Genomic DNA, 14,770 nt, shown 5'->3' on the forward strand with positions numbered 1-14,770 from the left:
TTTGCGTTTGGCTGCCTGAGAGCAAACCGGCCTATCGCCATATCAGAAAACTCATATGCGTTGACTTGCCGCATGGCGGGTTGACGCATGGCGGGTTGTCGCATTGTCTTGGCGCCAGCACGCTATAATTGATCCTTGTCATCTCGGGAGGAAGAAAGGGACTTCGAACCATGTTCGAAAATTTCGATGCACAACTCCTGGCGCGCATTCAGTTCGCCTTCACCGTCTCCTTCCACATCATCTTTCCGGCCTTTTCCATCGGGCTTGCCAGTTATCTGGCTGTGCTCGAAGGCCTTTATCTGTGGAAGAAGGACAAGGTCTATCTGGAGCTTTTCGATTTCTGGAAAACGATCTTTGCCGTGGCCTTCGGCATGGGTGTCGTCTCCGGCATCGTGATGTCCTATCAATTCGGCACCAACTGGTCGGTCTTCTCCGACAAGGCGGGCCCGGTTATCGGTCCCTTGATGGGGTATGAAGTGCTGACCGCCTTCTTCCTGGAGGCCGGCTTCCTCGGCGTCATGCTGTTTGGCCGCCACCGCGTCGGGCCGGGGCTGCATTTCTTTTCGACCCTCATGGTCGCCATCGGCACATTGATCTCGGCCACCTGGATCCTTTCGGTCAATTCGTGGATGCAGACACCGGATGGTTTTGCGATGAACGAGGTCGGCCAGTTCGTGCCGGTCGACTGGTGGAAGATCGTCTTCAATCCGTCCTTCCCCTATCGCCTGACGCATATGGTGATCGCGGCCTATCTCACCACCGCCTTCGTCGTCGGTGCGGTCGGCGCCTGGCATCTGCTGCGCGGCACGGCACCCCGTCGTGCGGGCGTCATGTTCTCCATGGCCATGTGGATGGCGGCGATTGTTGCGCCGATCCAGATCGCAGCCGGCGATGCGCATGGTCTCAACACTCTGGAGTATCAGCCGGTCAAGGTCATGGCGATGGAAGGCCATTTCGATAGTCATCCGGAAGGCGCCCCGCTCATCCTGTTCGGCATTCCGAACACCGAGGAAAAGCGGATCGACTATGCGATCCAGATCCCGAAGCTGTCGAGCCTGATCCTGAAGCATGATCTCAATGCCCCGCTCGACGGCCTCGACACCATTCCCGACGACAAGGAGCCACCGGTTGCCATCGTCTTCTGGTCCTTCCGCGTCATGGTGGCGATCGGCTTTGCCATGCTTGGGGTTGGTGTGTTCAGCCTCTGGTGTCGCTGGAAGGGCTCTCTCTACGAGAACCCCTGGCTGCACCGTGTCGCGCTGATCATGGGGCCCTCAGGCTTTGTTGCGGTGCTTGCCGGCTGGATCACCACGGAGGTCGGCCGCCAACCCTACACGGTCTATGGCCACCTGCTGACGGCGGACTCGATCTCGCCGATTGCGGCACCGGCCGTCGCGGCTTCGCTGATTGCCTTTATCATCGTCTATTTCATCGTCTTCGGGGCAGGGACCTTCTACATCCTGCGGCTGATGGCACGTTTGCCGCGCGATCCGATGCCGGTTCTCGACGACGGCCCGATCCGCACATCCGGCATCACGCCGGCAGCGCAGACCGGACATCATGGAGGCCAGCATGGTCATTGATCTTCCCTTCGTCTGGGCCGGCATCATTGCCTTTGCGGTGCTCGCCTATGTCATCCTTGACGGCTTCGATCTCGGCGTCGGCATTCTCTTTCCGTTCTTCCCGGAGAAGCATGACAAGGATCTGATGATGAACTCGGTCGCCCCGGTCTGGGACGGCAACGAGACCTGGCTGGTGCTGGGGGGCGGCGGGTTGCTTGCCGTCTTTCCTCTTGCCTATGCGACCATCCTGCCGGCGCTTTATGCACCGCTGATCCTCATGCTGCTCGGGCTGATCTTCCGGGGCGTCGCGTTCGAATACCGCTGGCGGACGCAAAGGGCTGAATATTTGTGGAACTGGGCCTTTGCCGGCGGCTCCATGATCGCGGCGTTCTTTCAAGGCGTGGCGCTTGGTGCCCTGGTGCAGGGCATTCCGGTCACCGACCGTGCCTATTCCGGCGGCTGGTGGGACTGGCTGACGCCTTTCTCGCTGGCGACAGGCGCTGCCCTTCTCGTCGGTTACGGCCTGCTTGGTGCCACCTGGCTGGTGATGAAAACCAGTGGCGAGCTTGCGGAACGGGCCAAGGTCTTTGCCTACTGGCTTGCCTTCGGCACGGTGGGCGCGATGGGGATCTTCAGCCTGTGGACGCCCTTCCTCGAGCCGCTCTATCTGGAGCGCTGGTTCGGCTATCCGACCATGGTGTTTTCGGTCATCGTGCCGGTTCTGGTCCTCGGTTGCCTCTGGATCATCGTCTCCGGCCTTAAGAGCGGGCGCGACATCCAGCCGTTCCTCGCCGCACTCGGCCTGTTCGTGCTCGGCTATCTCGGCATTGGCATCAGCTTCTATCCCTATATCGTCCCGACATCGCTGACGATCTGGGAGGCGGCGGCCCCTGACGAGAGCCTGTCCTTCCTGCTCTATGGCGCGGTGGTGCTGGTGCCGATGATCCTCTGCTACACGGCCTATGCCTATTGGGTTTTCCGCGGCAAGCTCAACCCGGATGAGGGGTATCACTGATGGACCAGAAGCCGCTCGCCAACCGGCTCCTGTGGTTCTTCGGCCTCTGGGTCGCCGGTGTCGCCACGATCACGGTGGTCGGTCTGATCATCAAGTTCTGGCTCGGCGCCTGACCCGTAAATCCACCGGTCACCGGAAATTCAATGGAAAAGTGACCGCCCTGCCTTCAAAAGAGGCCGGGCGGTTTCCATATGGATACCATCTGCCTTTCAAAGGCACAGTCAAAGTCTCGAGGAGGACAACGATCCCAATGCGGCAATACGGCAAGATATTCGCGACACTCGCGCTCGGCATGATGGTCACGCTGACGGCGGTTGATTTCGCCGAAGCGCGGCGCGCCAGCGGCGGTTTCGGTAGCCGCGGTACGCGCACCTTCAACCAACCGGCCGTGACGCGGACGGCACCGACACCGGCCGCACCAATCGAGCGGACCATGACGCCGCGCACCAACACCAATCAGCCAGGCGCCACCTCGACGGCAGCGAACCAGGCAAGCCGTCCCGGCGGCCTTTTCGGTGGTCTGGCTGGCGGCCTGATGGGCGGCCTTCTCGTCGGTGGCCTCTTCGGCATGCTGATGGGCACCGGTTTTGGCGGCGGCTTCGGCTTCCTGGGGCTGCTGCTGCAGGGATTGCTGATCTTCTTCCTGGTTCGCTTTGCCATGCGCATGTTTGCCAATCGTCAGCCGGCCGCCTCCGGTGCTGGCAATGCACCCGGCATGGGCGGCTTTGGTGGTTTCGGCGGTTTGTCGCGTGACAATCAGGCGGGCGGCACCGGTCGTCCAAGCTTCCAGATCCCCAGGATCGGCGGCGGGTCCGCTGCATCCGCGTCCGCTGCCCGTGCTGGCCAGACCGACGAACTCGGCATCGGCCAGCCGGATCTCGAGCGTTTCGAGCAGTTGCTGAAAGAGATGCAGGCGGCCTATGCGGCGGAAGATTATGCCGGTTTGCGGCGGATCACCACGCCGGAAGCCATGTCCTATCTTGCCGAGGAATTGAGCGAGAATGCCACCACGGGCGTCAAGAACGTGGTGCGTGATGTGCATCTCGTACAGGGTGACGTTTCGGAAAGCTGGCGCGAGGACAAGGCGGATTATGCGACCGTTGCCATGCGCTACGAGGCGGTGGACTACCTCGTCGATCGGCAGACCAATGCGCTGATCAAGGGGAGCGACCAGACGCCGGGCGAGTCCGTCGAACTCTGGACCTTTGTTCGCCGTCCGGGCACGCAGTGGCAGATTTCTGCAATCCAGGGTTTGAACGACGCTGAATAAGCGACTGTTCAGGCAAGCATATCAGGCATGAATTGAAGAAGCCGGCCCGCAAGGGCCGGCTTCATCCATTTTCTCAAGAGAGCAGGCAGAACAGGAGGCGATCAGCCCGGGCACTGCTGCAATTGCTTGGCATAGGTATAGGTGATTTCGTTGAAGCGCTTCGCGCCACGCAATGCTTCCGGGCGGTTCTTGTAAGCGCCGCGCAGATATCCGGTCAGGCCTGAATGATAGGCCAGATAGAGATTGTAGGGGTCGTTCAGAGGGATCTTCAGCTTGTCCGCCGTCTCGCGGTGATACCAGCCGATGAAGCGGATGGCGTCGGCAAAATCGGTGCGGCGGGCGCTCCAGCGGCCGGTCTCGCGCTGGTAGCGATCCCAGGTGCCATCGAGAGCCTGGGAGTAGCCATAGGCCGACGACTGGCGCTTGCCGGGAATGAAGCCGAGGATCATCTTGCGCGGCGGCTTGGCGTTGTGGCGGAAACTCGATTCCGTATAGATCGTCGCCATCAGGATCGGTACCGGCACGCCATATTCGCGCTCGGCGGCAATGGCGGCTTTGCGCCAGTTGTCGAAGAACCCGTCACGCTGCTCGAAGATCGCGCAGGCATTGCGGGTCTGGGATGGTGGTTTGGCACAGGCCGACAGCATCAGCATGACGCCGAGCGTGGAAACTAGAGCGGTACGCATAACAAAACCTCGCTTCTCGACCGCCATCCTATTCACTAAAATTTAACGAAAGGTTGTCCGATCAGGGGTGATCTTTCATCCCTATGAATGGGGCCTATGAACGGGGTGACCCCTCGACTTTCACTCCTCCACAATGAGGCGTTGACCTCGCACCGATTTGCACCCAGTCTGCCCGCGACCGATGAGCAGCGAGGAGGGGCGGTTTCGCCTTTGCCCATCGGTCATTCTGGCTCAAAGCCTGGGAGAGAGGTTTTTCATTCATGCAGCGGATTGGCATCGGCATCATTGGATGCGGCAATATTTCAAGCACTTATCTTAAAGGCCTCGCGCATTTTCCGATTCTGAAGATCTGCGGCATCGCCGATCTCAATTCAGACCTGGCACAGGCGTGTGCGGCCGAGTTCGGGGTCCCGGCCTGCTCGATCGACGCGCTTCATGCCGATCCCGACGTCGCCATCATCGTCAACCTGACGGTCCCAAAAGCGCATGTCGAAGTGGGGTTGAATGCGCTCGACGCGGGCAAACACGTTTATTCGGAAAAGCCGCTGGGCGTCACATTTGGGGAGGGAAAACGCCTGCTTGACCGGGCAAATGCACGCGGGCTTCGCGTTGGTTCCGCGCCGGATACATTTCTCGGTGGGGCGCACCAGACGGCCCGCGCTGTGGTCGATGCAGGGGCCATCGGCCAGCCCATCGGCGGCACGGCCTTCTTCATGTGCCCGGGCCATGAGCGATGGCATCCCAATCCGGATTTCTACTATGAGGCAGGCGGCGGGCCGATGCTCGACATGGGCCCCTATTACATCACCGACCTCGTCAACCTGCTCGGTCCGGTCGAAAAGGTGGCGGGCTTTGCCACGAAGGTACGCGACGTCAGGCGCATCGGCAGCGAGCCGCGCCGGGGCGAGGTGATCCCTGTTGATGTGCCGACCCATGTCACGGGCCTGATGTCCTTCGTCAACGGTGCCGTCGTGCAGATCACGATGAGCTTCGATGTTGCCGGCCATCGCCACACGCCGCTCGAAATCTATGGAACGGATGCAACGCTGATCGTGCCCGATCCCAATCATTTTGGTGGTGACCTCTTCCTACTGCCGTTGGTTGGCGAGGCCCAGGGCAAACCGGTCGCGCTGCCCTATGCCGAGGGCAACTGGCGCTCGCTCGGCGTGGCCGACATGGCCTTCGCCATCGCCAATAATCGCCCGCACCGGGCCAATGGGGATCTGGCGCTGCATGTGCTGGAAGTCATGGAAGCCTTCCAGACGGCCTCGGACCGGGGCGAGACGGTTGCCATCACGACGCGCGTCGAGCGGCCAGCGCCGCTTGCCGCATCGCTCATTGACGGCAGCCTCGGCCGCTGATCCTCATCATGAACAGGGATACACATATGCGTCAGGCTTTGATTTGCTGGGGCGGCTGGGACGGACACCAGCCGCTGGAATGCGCCACACTCGTTGCCGCCATGCTGGAGGTCGAGGGGTTCTCCGTGCGCGTCGAGCCGGGCACCGAGGCCTTTGCCGATCCTCAGATCCGCGATTACAGCCTCATCGTGCCGATGCTGACGATGACCAAGATCGAGAAGCCGGAGATCGAAAATCTCGAACTGGCGATCCGCGGCGGCGTCGGCCTCGCCGGCTTTCACGGCCAGGCCGGCGACAGTTTTCGCGACTGCGTGCAATACCAATACATGATCGGCGGCCAATGGGTCGCCCATCCCGGCAATATCTATGATTACACGGTCAACATCACGAAGCCCGACGACCCGCTCGTGTCAGGCATCGGCGATTTTCCCTATCGCTCCGAGCAGTATTACATGCATGTCGACCCGAACAACGAGGTGCTGGCCACAACCACCTTTACCGGTGAACACGATGCCTGGATCGACGGGCACACGATGCCGGTGGTGTGGAAGCGCCGTCACGGGCAGGGGCGGGTGTTCTACTCCTCACTCGGCCATCAGGCAGCGGAGTTCGAGGTGCCGCAGATGCGGGAGATTGTGAGGCGGGGGTTGGTGTGGGCGGCTCGGTGAGAGGGCCGCCTATATTCGTGCCGCATCCAGAAAGTGTGCTATTCTGCCATATGACTTCTTTGCGGTTCGACAGCATCAAAACCCGCCCTGTCAAGTTCCCGCCGGCGGGTGGGTGCATCTATTGTGGGGCCGCCGACGTTGATTTTAAGAAGGAACCAATTCTTCCATTCGGAATTGCCCACAACTCGTTAGTTTCTCCGGCTTCTAGCCGCGCCGCTTACGAAAAAGGTGACGTGCGGTATCGAAAATGACGTGCTCGGCCAACAATTAGCTGACCTAGTGAGCTTTTTTGCCGAAAAGTCTAAAAAGAAGCCGTTTCAGGCCGCGAGGCGGTTTGGTAAGTGAGCGCGCAAGAGTCTTGCGGTGATGTTCTGGCATGGCTGGAAAATTGCCCCGCAGCTTTGTCTGCAAGTGGTCGACACATGTGTCAACATCCCAAAAGGGAAGGTCATCGAGGATCTCCGGAGCATAACGCCACCACTGAAGTTCTAAGAGATTGGCTATGGTAGCTGCAGGAAACCGATGTTTGATTGCTTGGGCGGGAACGCCACCCACAACAGCGTAGCTCTGCACATTCTTCGTCACGACTGCACCGGCACCGATGACAGCGCCATCGCCGACAGTGACACCTTCAAGGATTACGACATTGTCTCCGATCCATACATCATTGCCGATCTTGGTAAGGCTTCGATTGTTTTCTGTGCGCCCATAGCTTTTCCCCTTGTCGCGGTAGCCTACCGGATGCGCGGTTAGCCAGTCAGCGGGGTGCAGCGAGGCTCCGATGGTGCAGCGGCGGCCGATCGAGCAGTAACGTCCAATGCTGGTATTGGGACGAATGACGCTCTGGTTTGCATATGTTGCGTACCCGATCCTGATGTTTCCACCCACTGTGCACCCATCAAGATAAACCTCGTCTTCAACAAACACATAAGCCGGCACTGACATTCCCCCTGCTGATGATCGGAATACCGCGGAACTGTGTTCCGAACCGCCTACCTTCCGCCCCATTCCGCATATGCCGGATGGTAGGCCCAACTGCAAGCTGTGCTTGTGGAGCGAGCGTGGCAGACCAGCGGCAAGTGGTTGTGTATTTTAGGCCAAAGAGCACCGGTTTCTGAGCTGAGTTTTCTGTCTTGTTTGTCAAAATTGCTTCACCTGTCGGTAAAGTTGTGCGACTAGATGAGAGCGTTTATCGGTTGCGTGAGGGCATCTATGGGTATTCGAACGTGGTTGGGACTGAAAAAGAAGAATAACATTTATGAGCGCATGCAAACTGCGCCTGAAGCTGCGACCGTCACTTATGAGGGAATCCGACTACAGGTTTCGCCAAGGACCAGCCCAATCGATATGAGGCTCTACGAGGGGAGCGACTACGAGCGAGATGTCAAGAAAGTAATCGTTGACAATCTCACACCTGGTGCAGTGGCCGTTGACGTCGGAGCGCATTGTGGTCACCACACGGCATCAATGTTGCGTGCTGTTGGCGCCATAGGCACTGTCATTGCGATCGAGCCAGAGCCGGAACGCTTTTCGTTGCTGCAGCAATCTTTCGGTCCATTCAAGAACGTGCATCTGTTTCAAGCAGGACTGTCTTCCCAAGAGGGAGTTGCATCTCTGTATAGCGAGGTCGGGGTATCTGCTAAAATTGTTGATGCCCGGGCTGACCACACCACTCAAGTGAATATGACTTCTCTCCCTGTCATCATGGAGCAGTGTAAGATCGCCCAAATCGACCTCTTGAAGATGGATATTGAGGGACACGAGTGTGAGGCCATAGTCGGCCTTGCTCCAGTCATCAGGCAAATCAAGGCGATGGTCATCGAGATACATACAGAGATGATCAGAGAGCAGTACGGAGAGCGGAAGCTTGACGAAATGCTGGACATCCTAGCTGTCTATCCGAAGGTGATTGACCTCCGTACAGGTAGACGGTTGGCCAGCTTGGCGAAAAAAGTAAAGAGGAAGGATCGCAGACAGGTCCTGCTCACATTTTAAAAGCAGTGGGCTCCGCGCCAGCCGCAGTGCTGGTGCCGGCCGTGCGGTCGTTTCCAGCCCTTGTTGCTTTTAGGTTTGCCCATGTCGGCTACCTAAAGCGCAGATCTGTCCGGTCAATACTGATATCGGATAGGCGATCTCTTCAACGGTGGTTTGAGAGCACTCTGAAGCGATACTGACACAACCTCAGAGAAAACGATTTTTCCCAGTTTTCGCTGTCAAAATGTGAACCGCGCCGGGTTTGCCGGAGGCTCCAACTTTTGAGAAAGTGGAGTCATCATGAGCAAGACAACGAACAAGTTTTCACCTGAATTCCGTCAACGTGCCATTCGTATGGTGCTGGATCACGAAGCAGAACATCCGTCGAGGTGGGCTGCCGTTTCATCAATCGCGGCCAAGATCGGCTGCTCGCCAGCCACGCTGCATGATTGGGTGAAGAAGACGGAGGTCGACAGCGGCAAACGAGCAGGTCTTCCGAGCGATGTGGCCGAGAAGATGAAGGCTCTGGAGCGGGAGAACCGCGAGCTTCGTCAAGCCAACGAGATTTTGCGCAAGGCGTCTGCTTATTTCGCGATGGCGGAGCTCGACCGCCCCTTCAAACGATGATCTCGTTCATTGACGAACACCGTGGTGTGTTTGGGGTCGAGTCGATCTGCAGGCTTTTGCCGATTGCCCCATCAACCTATTACGAGAACATTGCCAAGCGCACGGACGTGGATCGCCTGTCGATCCGCGCCCGCAGCGATATCGGCCTGAAGATCGAGATACGTCGTGTCTTCGAACAGAACTTCCGCGTCTATGGCGTTCGCAAGGTCTGGCGGCAACTGAAGCGTGAAGGCTTTATCGTCGCCCGCTGCACTGTCGCCAGGCTTATGAGGTCGATGAGCCTGCAGGGGATCATTCGAGGAAAGCCGGTCCGCACGACATTCCCGGACAAAACGGCTCCGAGCCCGCTCGACCGGTTGAACCGCCAGTTCAAAGCCCCAGCACCAAACAGGCTGTGGGTTTCGGACTTTACCTATGTCGCCACCTGGCAGGGTTTCGTCTACGTGGCCTTTGTCATCGACGTCTTCGCTCGTCGCATCGTCGGCTGGCGGGCAAGCCGGACAGCACATGCGAGCTTCGTCCTCGATGCGCTGGAGCAGGCACTTCATAATCGGCGTCCCGCTCATGGCGGCGGCCTCGTGCATCACTCGGATCGCGGCGTTCAATACGTGTCTATTCGGTATTCCGAGCGATTGGCGGAAGCTGGCATCGAGCCGTCTGTCGGAAGCGTCGGCGACAGTTATGATAATGCCCTCGCCGAAACGATCAACGGTCTCTACAAGGCCGAGCTCATTCATCGGCGTGGACCATGGCGCAGCTTCGAGGCGGTGGAACTCGCCACCCTGGAATGGGTCGATTGGTTCAATCATCGACGCCTTTTGGAGCCTATCGGGAATATACCGCCAGCCGAAGCCGAGGACAGGTATTACGCCATGCTGGACGAAGCAGCTATGGCGGCATAACTTAAACGAGATAGCCTCCGGCAAACCCGGCGCGGTTCAATGCCAGTTATCCGCGACCATTCAGACGCTTCAAATCAAAGTTGCTTTCAGTTCTCTATTGAGAATTGTTTTGGTAGCGGGAGGCGGACTTGAACCGCCGACCTTGGGGTTATGAATCCCACGCTCTAACCACCTGAGCTATCCCGCCACACATCGGATCCTCTGGGCCCTGAGGCCGTCGCCGTCCGAAGCGATGGGCGGCTTATAAGGCGAGGGTCCGATCAAAGTCAAGCGCGGTTCTGTCAAAATCCACGTGGGTTTTCGCTGGTTTGCCCGCTAGTCTGAAGGCGGGGCCAGAAGCGTGTGTCTTCAGGCGGCCACGGGGCTGGCGAGAAGGGCTTTCAGCGAGGCCTCGGCCTCGCTTGAGCGCTCGGAACGCTCGATGAAGCCGCCGCCATAGACGCGGGCGTCGGCACCGGTTGCGGAATAGAGCACGCAGGCCTGGCCGGGGGCGACGCCGGCTTCGCCGATTTCGAGGTCGACATAGACACCGCGCTCGTCGGCATGCAGCACGGCAGGTGTCGGCGGGCGGGTGGAGCGCACCTTGGCGAAGCAGGCAAGGCCTTCGGCGGCTTCCTCGGCGAGCGTCAGGTCGCCCAGCCAGTTGATGTCGCGCAGATAGACGCGGTGGGTCTCCAGCGCTTCCTTCGGGCCGACGATGACCCGGCGCGAGCGAGCGTCGAGATAGATGACGTAGAGCGGTTCGCCCGTGGCGACGCCCAGACCCTTACGCTGGCCGATCGTGTAATGCAGGATGCCTTCGTGGTTGCCCAGCACCCGGCCGTCGAGATGGACGATGTCACCGGCCAAAGCCGCATTCGGCTTCAGCTTGTTGATCACGTCGGCATATTTGCCCTGCGGCACGAAACAGATGTCCTGGCTGTCGGCCTTCTGGGCAACGACGAGGCCCATGTCTTCGGCAAGCACGCGTACTTCCGCCTTTGACATGGCACCGAGCGGGAAGCGCAGATAGTCGATCTGCTCCTGCGTGGTGGCAAAGAGGAAGTAGCTCTGGTCGCGCTCGCTATCGATCGGGCGGAAGAGGGCGCGGTGGCCTGGGTCATTGGCGAGCGGCACCGACTTGGAGCGGATGTAATGGCCGGTTGCCAGCGCATCGGCGCCGAGTTCTCGTGCGGTCGCCAGGAGATCGGCGAACTTGACCGTCTGGTTGCAGGCAACGCAGGGGATTGGCGTTTCGCCGGCCACATAGCTTTCCATGAACGGGTTGATCACGGTGTCGCGGAAGCGCTGTTCGTAATCCAGCACGTAATGGGGAATGCCGAGCGTTTCGCAAACGCGGCGGGCGTCGTCGATATCCTGTCCGGCGCAGCAGGAACCGGCGCGGTGAACGGCGGCGCCATGGTCGTAAAGCTGCAAGGTGATGCCGAGGACATCATAGCCCTCGCGCTTCAGGATGCCGGCCACGACAGACGAATCCACGCCGCCCGACATGGCGACGACGACGCGCGTATCTTCCGGTCTCTTGTCAAAATCCAGCGTGTTCAAGGGCTTCGTCTCTGTACTTCATGTGACCGTTTCGTGATCCCCGAATCTGAGGGATCTGGGCAAGGTTTTCTGGCGTTTCCGCCTGCTGCCGGTACTGGTCCTGTTGTTGACGGATATAGAAAGGATTGCTTGTTCGTGCAAGAGCAGCGATTCGCGCGGGCACGTGCAGCAAAGGAGGTTTCGATATGCCGGTTGAGATGATTGTCACGCCTGAGAGCTTTCCGATTGCCGGCAGCTTTACCATCTCGCGCGGCTCGAAAACCGAGGCGAAGGTGGTCACGGTCAGGCTGACGGATGGGGTGCATGTGGGGCAGGGCGAATGCGTGCCCTATGCGCGCTATGGAGAAACAGTAGAGAGCGTCGTCGAGGTGCTTCGGTCGCTCGTGCAGGAGGTGCGCCAAGGACTGGACCGGGCAGGGCTGCAGACACGGCTCAAACCCGGGGCGGCGCGCAATGCGCTCGACTGCGCTTTCCATGATCTCGAAGCCAAGCGGGCGGGTATGCCGGTCTGGCAACTTTTGAAGTTACCAGAGCCGAAGCCGCTCTCGGTCACCTATACGCTGTCGCTCGGCACGCCTGACAGTATGAAGGCCGCTGCGGAGAAGGAGGCTCATAGACCGCTGTTGAAGGTGAAGCTCGGCGGCGAGGGTGACGTTGAGCGCATCCAGGCTGTACGATCCGGTGCGCCGCGCTCGGCGATCATTGTCGATGCCAATGAGGGCTGGACGCTTGATCAATACAAGGCGTTGGCCCCGGTGTTTCTCGATCTCGGCGTGCAGCTGGTCGAGCAGCCGTTCCCGGCAGGCGCGGATGACGCGCTTCTGGGGGTGGACCGCGTGCTGCCTGTCTGTGCCGATGAGAGCTGTCACGACACGGCATCGCTCGCCGCCCTCAAGAGCAAGTATGATGCCGTCAACATCAAGCTCGACAAGACCGGCGGGCTGACGGAAGCGCTTGCCATGCGCGATGCGGCTGTTGAGGCTGGCTTCGAGATCATGGTTGGCTGCATGGTCGGCACATCGCTGGCCATGGCTCCGGCTTTCCTGATTGGCCAGGGGGCGGTTTTCGTTGATCTCGACGGGCCGCTGCTTCTGGCGCGCGACCGCGAGCCGGCGATTGCCTATGACGGGGCCATCATGCCAGTGCCGCCGCGGGCGCTTTGGGGGTGAATCGGAAGGAAGTCCCCTCCCCACAAGGGGGAGGGCTTAACCCAGCCTCGCCCCCTGAGGCTCAAATTGTCTTCTTTGCCATCGGCGGGAGGCTCTCTGTGTTCAAGCTGGCGGAAGGTATCCGCGTGCCGTCTCCCCCTCTGGCCTCCTGAGTTTGTCGAAGGGCGGCCATCTCCCCCACAAGGGGGGAGAAGACTCGCGGATGCCCTTCCGCACGTGAAAAAGGCTTTGATGTATTCGAGGTGAAAAGGGTGGTGCCGGGTTAAGCCCTCCCCCTTGTGGGGAGGGTTTGGGAGGGGACTTTCTACCTGAAAAGAGCTCTTGCCCTTCAGGCCTTCGCCATCCAGATCATGTGCTTCATGCCGCGTCCGGTTTTTCCCGCACGGGTCGGGATCTCCTCTGCCGTCAATCCGCAGTCCCTGAGGCGTCGGGTGAAGCGCGGATCGGGACCGGAAGACCAGATGCCGAGTATGCCGCCACGGGTGAGTGCTGTCTTGGATTTGCGAATCCCGTCATGGGAATAGAGGCTATCGTTCTCTTCGCGGGTGAGGCCATCAGGGCCATTGTCGACGTCGAGCAGGATGGCGTCGAACTGGCCTTTTGACGTTGCGATCAGGGCGCCGACATCGCCGACATGGACTGTCACCCTTGGATCGTCGAGGCTGCCCTTATGGATTTCGGCCATCGGCCCGCGCGCCCAGTCGACGACGGCGGGCACGAGTTCGGCAATGGTGATCTTGCCGTCAGCGGGCAGGATGGCGAGGGCGGCGCGGAGCGTAAAGCCCATGCCGAGGCCACCGATCAGGATGTGCGGGCGCTTGTGAGTAGAGATCCGCTCGAAGGCCAGCGTGGCCAAGGCCTCTTCCGAGCCGCTGAGGCGGCTGTTCATCAGCTCGTTGGTACCGAGCATGATGGAAAACTCGGTGCCGCGGCTTTTCAGGCGCAGTTCGCCGCCGCCGGGAATGGCGGCCGTGTCGAGCTGGATCCAGGGAAGCATGGCAGACCTCTGAGGGGTGAAAGACGTGTCCCCGTATCACGAGGCCTCATGCCGCTTCAACCGGCGACGACGCGGAGCACGTACCGAAGCGTGACGATCGGGCCTTGCGGGATAGGATACCGGCGGCGCATCTTGCGGGCGACCGAGTCTATGCAAGTCCAAGTCCGTGCAGGAGAGTGCCGATGCCCGCCCCGAAAAACACCTTCAAGTCCGCGCTGAACGAAACCGATGATCTGCTTGTCGGGTTATGGGTGGCGCTGGCGAGCCCCCATGTGGCGGAAGTCTGTGCCGGCGCAGGTTTCGACTGGATCCTGATCGACGGCGAGCACGGCCCGAACGACATTCCGCTGATTGCTGCACAACTCGCAGCCGTCGCCCGCCATCCGGCCCATCCGGTCGTGCGGCTTGCCGTTGGCGAAACCTGGCTGATCAAGCAGGCGCTTGATATCGGCGCGCAGACGCTGATGATCCCGATGGTGGAGACGGCGGATCAGGCCGAGCAACTGGTCCGCGCGCTGCGCTATCCGCCCGAGGGTGTGCGGGGCATGGGTGCGAGCCTGGGGCGCGCCTCCGATTTCGGCCGCATTGCTGACTATGCCGAGACGGCCAATGCCGAAGTCTGCCTGATCGCCCAGATCGAAAGTGCACTCGGTATCGAAAACGCCGATGCCATTCTGGCCACGCCCGGTGTCGATGCTGTGCTGATCGGCCCTGCCGATCTTGCCGCCGACATGGGCTATCGCGGGAACCCGACGCATCCGGTTGTCATGGAAGCGGTCGAAGCGCTGATCGGCAAGATCGTGGCCGCAGGCAAGCCTGCCGGCATCATGTCCGGCGATGCTGCCATGCTTGCCATGGCGCGCCGCGCCGGTATCCGTTTCTTTGCCCAGGCGAGCGATGTCGGCCTGCTCGCCAAGGCCGCATCCCAGCTCGCGCAGTCCATGCGCGATTGATTAGGCGCGATTGACGTTTTTCCCGATATTTCAAATGGATT

At 60.1% G+C, this 14,770-nt stretch carries 13 protein-coding genes, 1 tRNA gene and 1 other annotated feature; of the genes, 9 read left to right on the forward strand and 5 right to left on the reverse strand.

All coding sequences use genetic code 11. From position 1 onward, the window contains the following. Nucleotides 1-170: 170 nt before the first annotated feature. From IP76_RS05660 to IP76_RS05670, 3 genes are all read left to right on the forward strand, one after another. A complete protein-coding gene (locus IP76_RS05660; protein ID WP_054157193.1) occupies nt 171-1,583 on the forward strand; it encodes a cytochrome ubiquinol oxidase subunit I in 1,413 nt (470 codons plus the stop codon). Continuing rightward, nucleotides 1,573-2,577, forward strand: coding sequence for a cytochrome d ubiquinol oxidase subunit II (cydB, locus tag IP76_RS05665; RefSeq protein WP_054157402.1), 1,005 nt, complete (start codon nt 1,573-1,575; stop codon nt 2,575-2,577). The genes IP76_RS05660 and cydB overlap by 11 nt, the downstream gene beginning before the upstream one ends. Before the next feature lie 250 nt (nt 2,578-2,827). Continuing rightward, nucleotides 2,828-3,847, forward strand: coding sequence for a TIM44-like domain-containing protein (locus tag IP76_RS05670; protein WP_054157194.1), 1,020 nt, complete (start codon nt 2,828-2,830; stop codon nt 3,845-3,847). Between the two features lie 101 nt (nt 3,848-3,948). Here IP76_RS05670 and IP76_RS05675 read toward each other — a convergent pair whose 3' ends face one another. After that, nucleotides 3,949-4,533 carry a transglycosylase SLT domain-containing protein gene (locus IP76_RS05675; RefSeq protein WP_054157195.1) on the reverse strand — a complete coding sequence of 195 codons (585 nt, stop codon included), beginning with the start codon at nt 4,531-4,533 and terminating at the stop codon, nt 3,949-3,951. Between the two features lie 260 nt (nt 4,534-4,793). On the opposite strand from IP76_RS05675, the gene IP76_RS05680 reads away from it, so the two are divergent. Continuing rightward, complete coding sequence (locus tag IP76_RS05680; protein WP_054157196.1) at nt 4,794-5,894, forward strand: Gfo/Idh/MocA family protein; 1,101 nt, start codon at nt 4,794-4,796, stop codon at nt 5,892-5,894. Between the two features lie 26 nt (nt 5,895-5,920). Beyond that, nucleotides 5,921-6,562, forward strand: a complete 642-nt coding sequence (locus tag IP76_RS05685) for a ThuA domain-containing protein (protein ID WP_054157197.1) — start codon at nt 5,921-5,923, stop codon at nt 6,560-6,562. A gap of 276 nt (nt 6,563-6,838) precedes the next feature. Here IP76_RS05685 and IP76_RS05690 read toward each other — a convergent pair whose 3' ends face one another. Next, nucleotides 6,839-7,507 (reverse strand): CatB-related O-acetyltransferase, encoded by a 669-nt coding sequence (locus IP76_RS05690; protein WP_054157198.1) that lies wholly within the window; start codon nt 7,505-7,507, stop codon nt 6,839-6,841. 267 nt (nt 7,508-7,774) lie between these two features. On the opposite strand from IP76_RS05690, the gene IP76_RS05695 reads away from it, so the two are divergent. Both IP76_RS05695 and IP76_RS05705 read left to right on the forward strand, forming a co-directional pair. Next, nucleotides 7,775-8,557 carry an FkbM family methyltransferase gene (locus IP76_RS05695; RefSeq protein WP_054157199.1) on the forward strand — a complete coding sequence of 261 codons (783 nt, stop codon included), beginning with the start codon at nt 7,775-7,777 and terminating at the stop codon, nt 8,555-8,557. Between the two features lie 279 nt (nt 8,558-8,836). After that, nucleotides 8,837-10,065 (forward strand): IS3 family transposase gene (locus tag IP76_RS05705; protein ID WP_156318479.1). Its coding sequence is split into 2 segments (ribosomal slippage): nt 8,837-9,131 and nt 9,131-10,065, totalling 1,230 coding nucleotides; the frame shifts between segments, so codons are not numbered across the junction. Further along, nucleotides 9,118-9,234: a sequence feature (AL1L pseudoknot), on the forward strand. It overlaps the preceding gene by 117 nt. 110 nt (nt 10,066-10,175) lie before the next feature. Here the strand turns inward: IP76_RS05705 and IP76_RS05710 are convergent. Together IP76_RS05710 and mnmA are read right to left on the reverse strand one after the other, a co-directional pair. Further along, nucleotides 10,176-10,252, reverse strand: a tRNA-Met gene (locus IP76_RS05710). 161 nt (nt 10,253-10,413) lie between these two features. Beyond that, entirely contained in the window at nt 10,414-11,610 is a 1,197-nt protein-coding gene (gene mnmA, locus IP76_RS05715; protein ID WP_054157202.1) for a tRNA 2-thiouridine(34) synthase MnmA, read from the reverse strand. Between the two features lie 185 nt (nt 11,611-11,795). Between mnmA and dgcA the strand changes: the two genes are divergently transcribed. After that, nucleotides 11,796-12,779: an N-acetyl-D-Glu racemase DgcA gene (gene dgcA / locus IP76_RS05720; protein WP_054157203.1), complete on the forward strand. Its 984-nt coding sequence runs from the start codon at nt 11,796-11,798 to the stop codon at nt 12,777-12,779. A 328-nt stretch (nt 12,780-13,107) separates the two neighbouring features. Here the strand turns inward: dgcA and IP76_RS05725 are convergent, their stop codons facing one another. Next, a complete protein-coding gene (locus IP76_RS05725) occupies nt 13,108-13,776 on the reverse strand; it encodes a hypothetical protein (RefSeq protein ID WP_054157204.1) in 669 nt (222 codons plus the stop codon). Nucleotides 13,777-13,958: 182 nt separating this feature from the next. Here IP76_RS05725 and IP76_RS05730 point away from each other — a divergent pair, with 182 nt between their 5' ends. Next, a complete protein-coding gene (locus IP76_RS05730; protein WP_054157205.1) occupies nt 13,959-14,729 on the forward strand; it encodes an HpcH/HpaI aldolase/citrate lyase family protein in 771 nt (256 codons plus the stop codon). The last annotated feature ends 41 nt before the right edge of the window (nt 14,730-14,770 follow it).

Origin of the sequence: Rhizobium sp. AAP43, from assembly GCF_001296045.1 — a bacterium.
GTDB lineage: Bacteria > Pseudomonadota > Alphaproteobacteria > Rhizobiales > Rhizobiaceae > Allorhizobium.

Bases quoted from the DNA above. Each gene is read 5' to 3' on its own strand.
- IP76_RS05690 (WP_054157198.1), bottom strand. From the start codon at position 7,507: ATGTCAGTGCCGGCTTATGTGTTTGTTGAAGACGAGGTTTATCTTGAT.
- dgcA (WP_054157203.1), top strand. From the start codon at position 11,796: ATGCCGGTTGAGATGATTGTCACGCCTGAGAGCTTTCCGATTGCCGGC.
- IP76_RS05660 (WP_054157193.1), top strand. From the start codon at position 171: ATGTTCGAAAATTTCGATGCACAACTCCTGGCGCGCATTCAGTTCGCC.
- IP76_RS05675 (WP_054157195.1), bottom strand. From the start codon at position 4,533: ATGCGTACCGCTCTAGTTTCCACGCTCGGCGTCATGCTGATGCTGTCG.
- IP76_RS05730 (WP_054157205.1), top strand. From the start codon at position 13,959: ATGCCCGCCCCGAAAAACACCTTCAAGTCCGCGCTGAACGAAACCGAT.
- IP76_RS05670 (WP_054157194.1), top strand. From the start codon at position 2,828: ATGCGGCAATACGGCAAGATATTCGCGACACTCGCGCTCGGCATGATG.
- IP76_RS05725 (WP_054157204.1), bottom strand. From the start codon at position 13,776: ATGCTTCCCTGGATCCAGCTCGACACGGCCGCCATTCCCGGCGGCGGC.
- IP76_RS05685 (WP_054157197.1), top strand. From the start codon at position 5,921: ATGCGTCAGGCTTTGATTTGCTGGGGCGGCTGGGACGGACACCAGCCG.
- IP76_RS05695 (WP_054157199.1), top strand. From the start codon at position 7,775: ATGGGTATTCGAACGTGGTTGGGACTGAAAAAGAAGAATAACATTTAT.
- cydB (WP_054157402.1), top strand. From the start codon at position 1,573: ATGGTCATTGATCTTCCCTTCGTCTGGGCCGGCATCATTGCCTTTGCG.
- IP76_RS05680 (WP_054157196.1), top strand. From the start codon at position 4,794: ATGCAGCGGATTGGCATCGGCATCATTGGATGCGGCAATATTTCAAGC.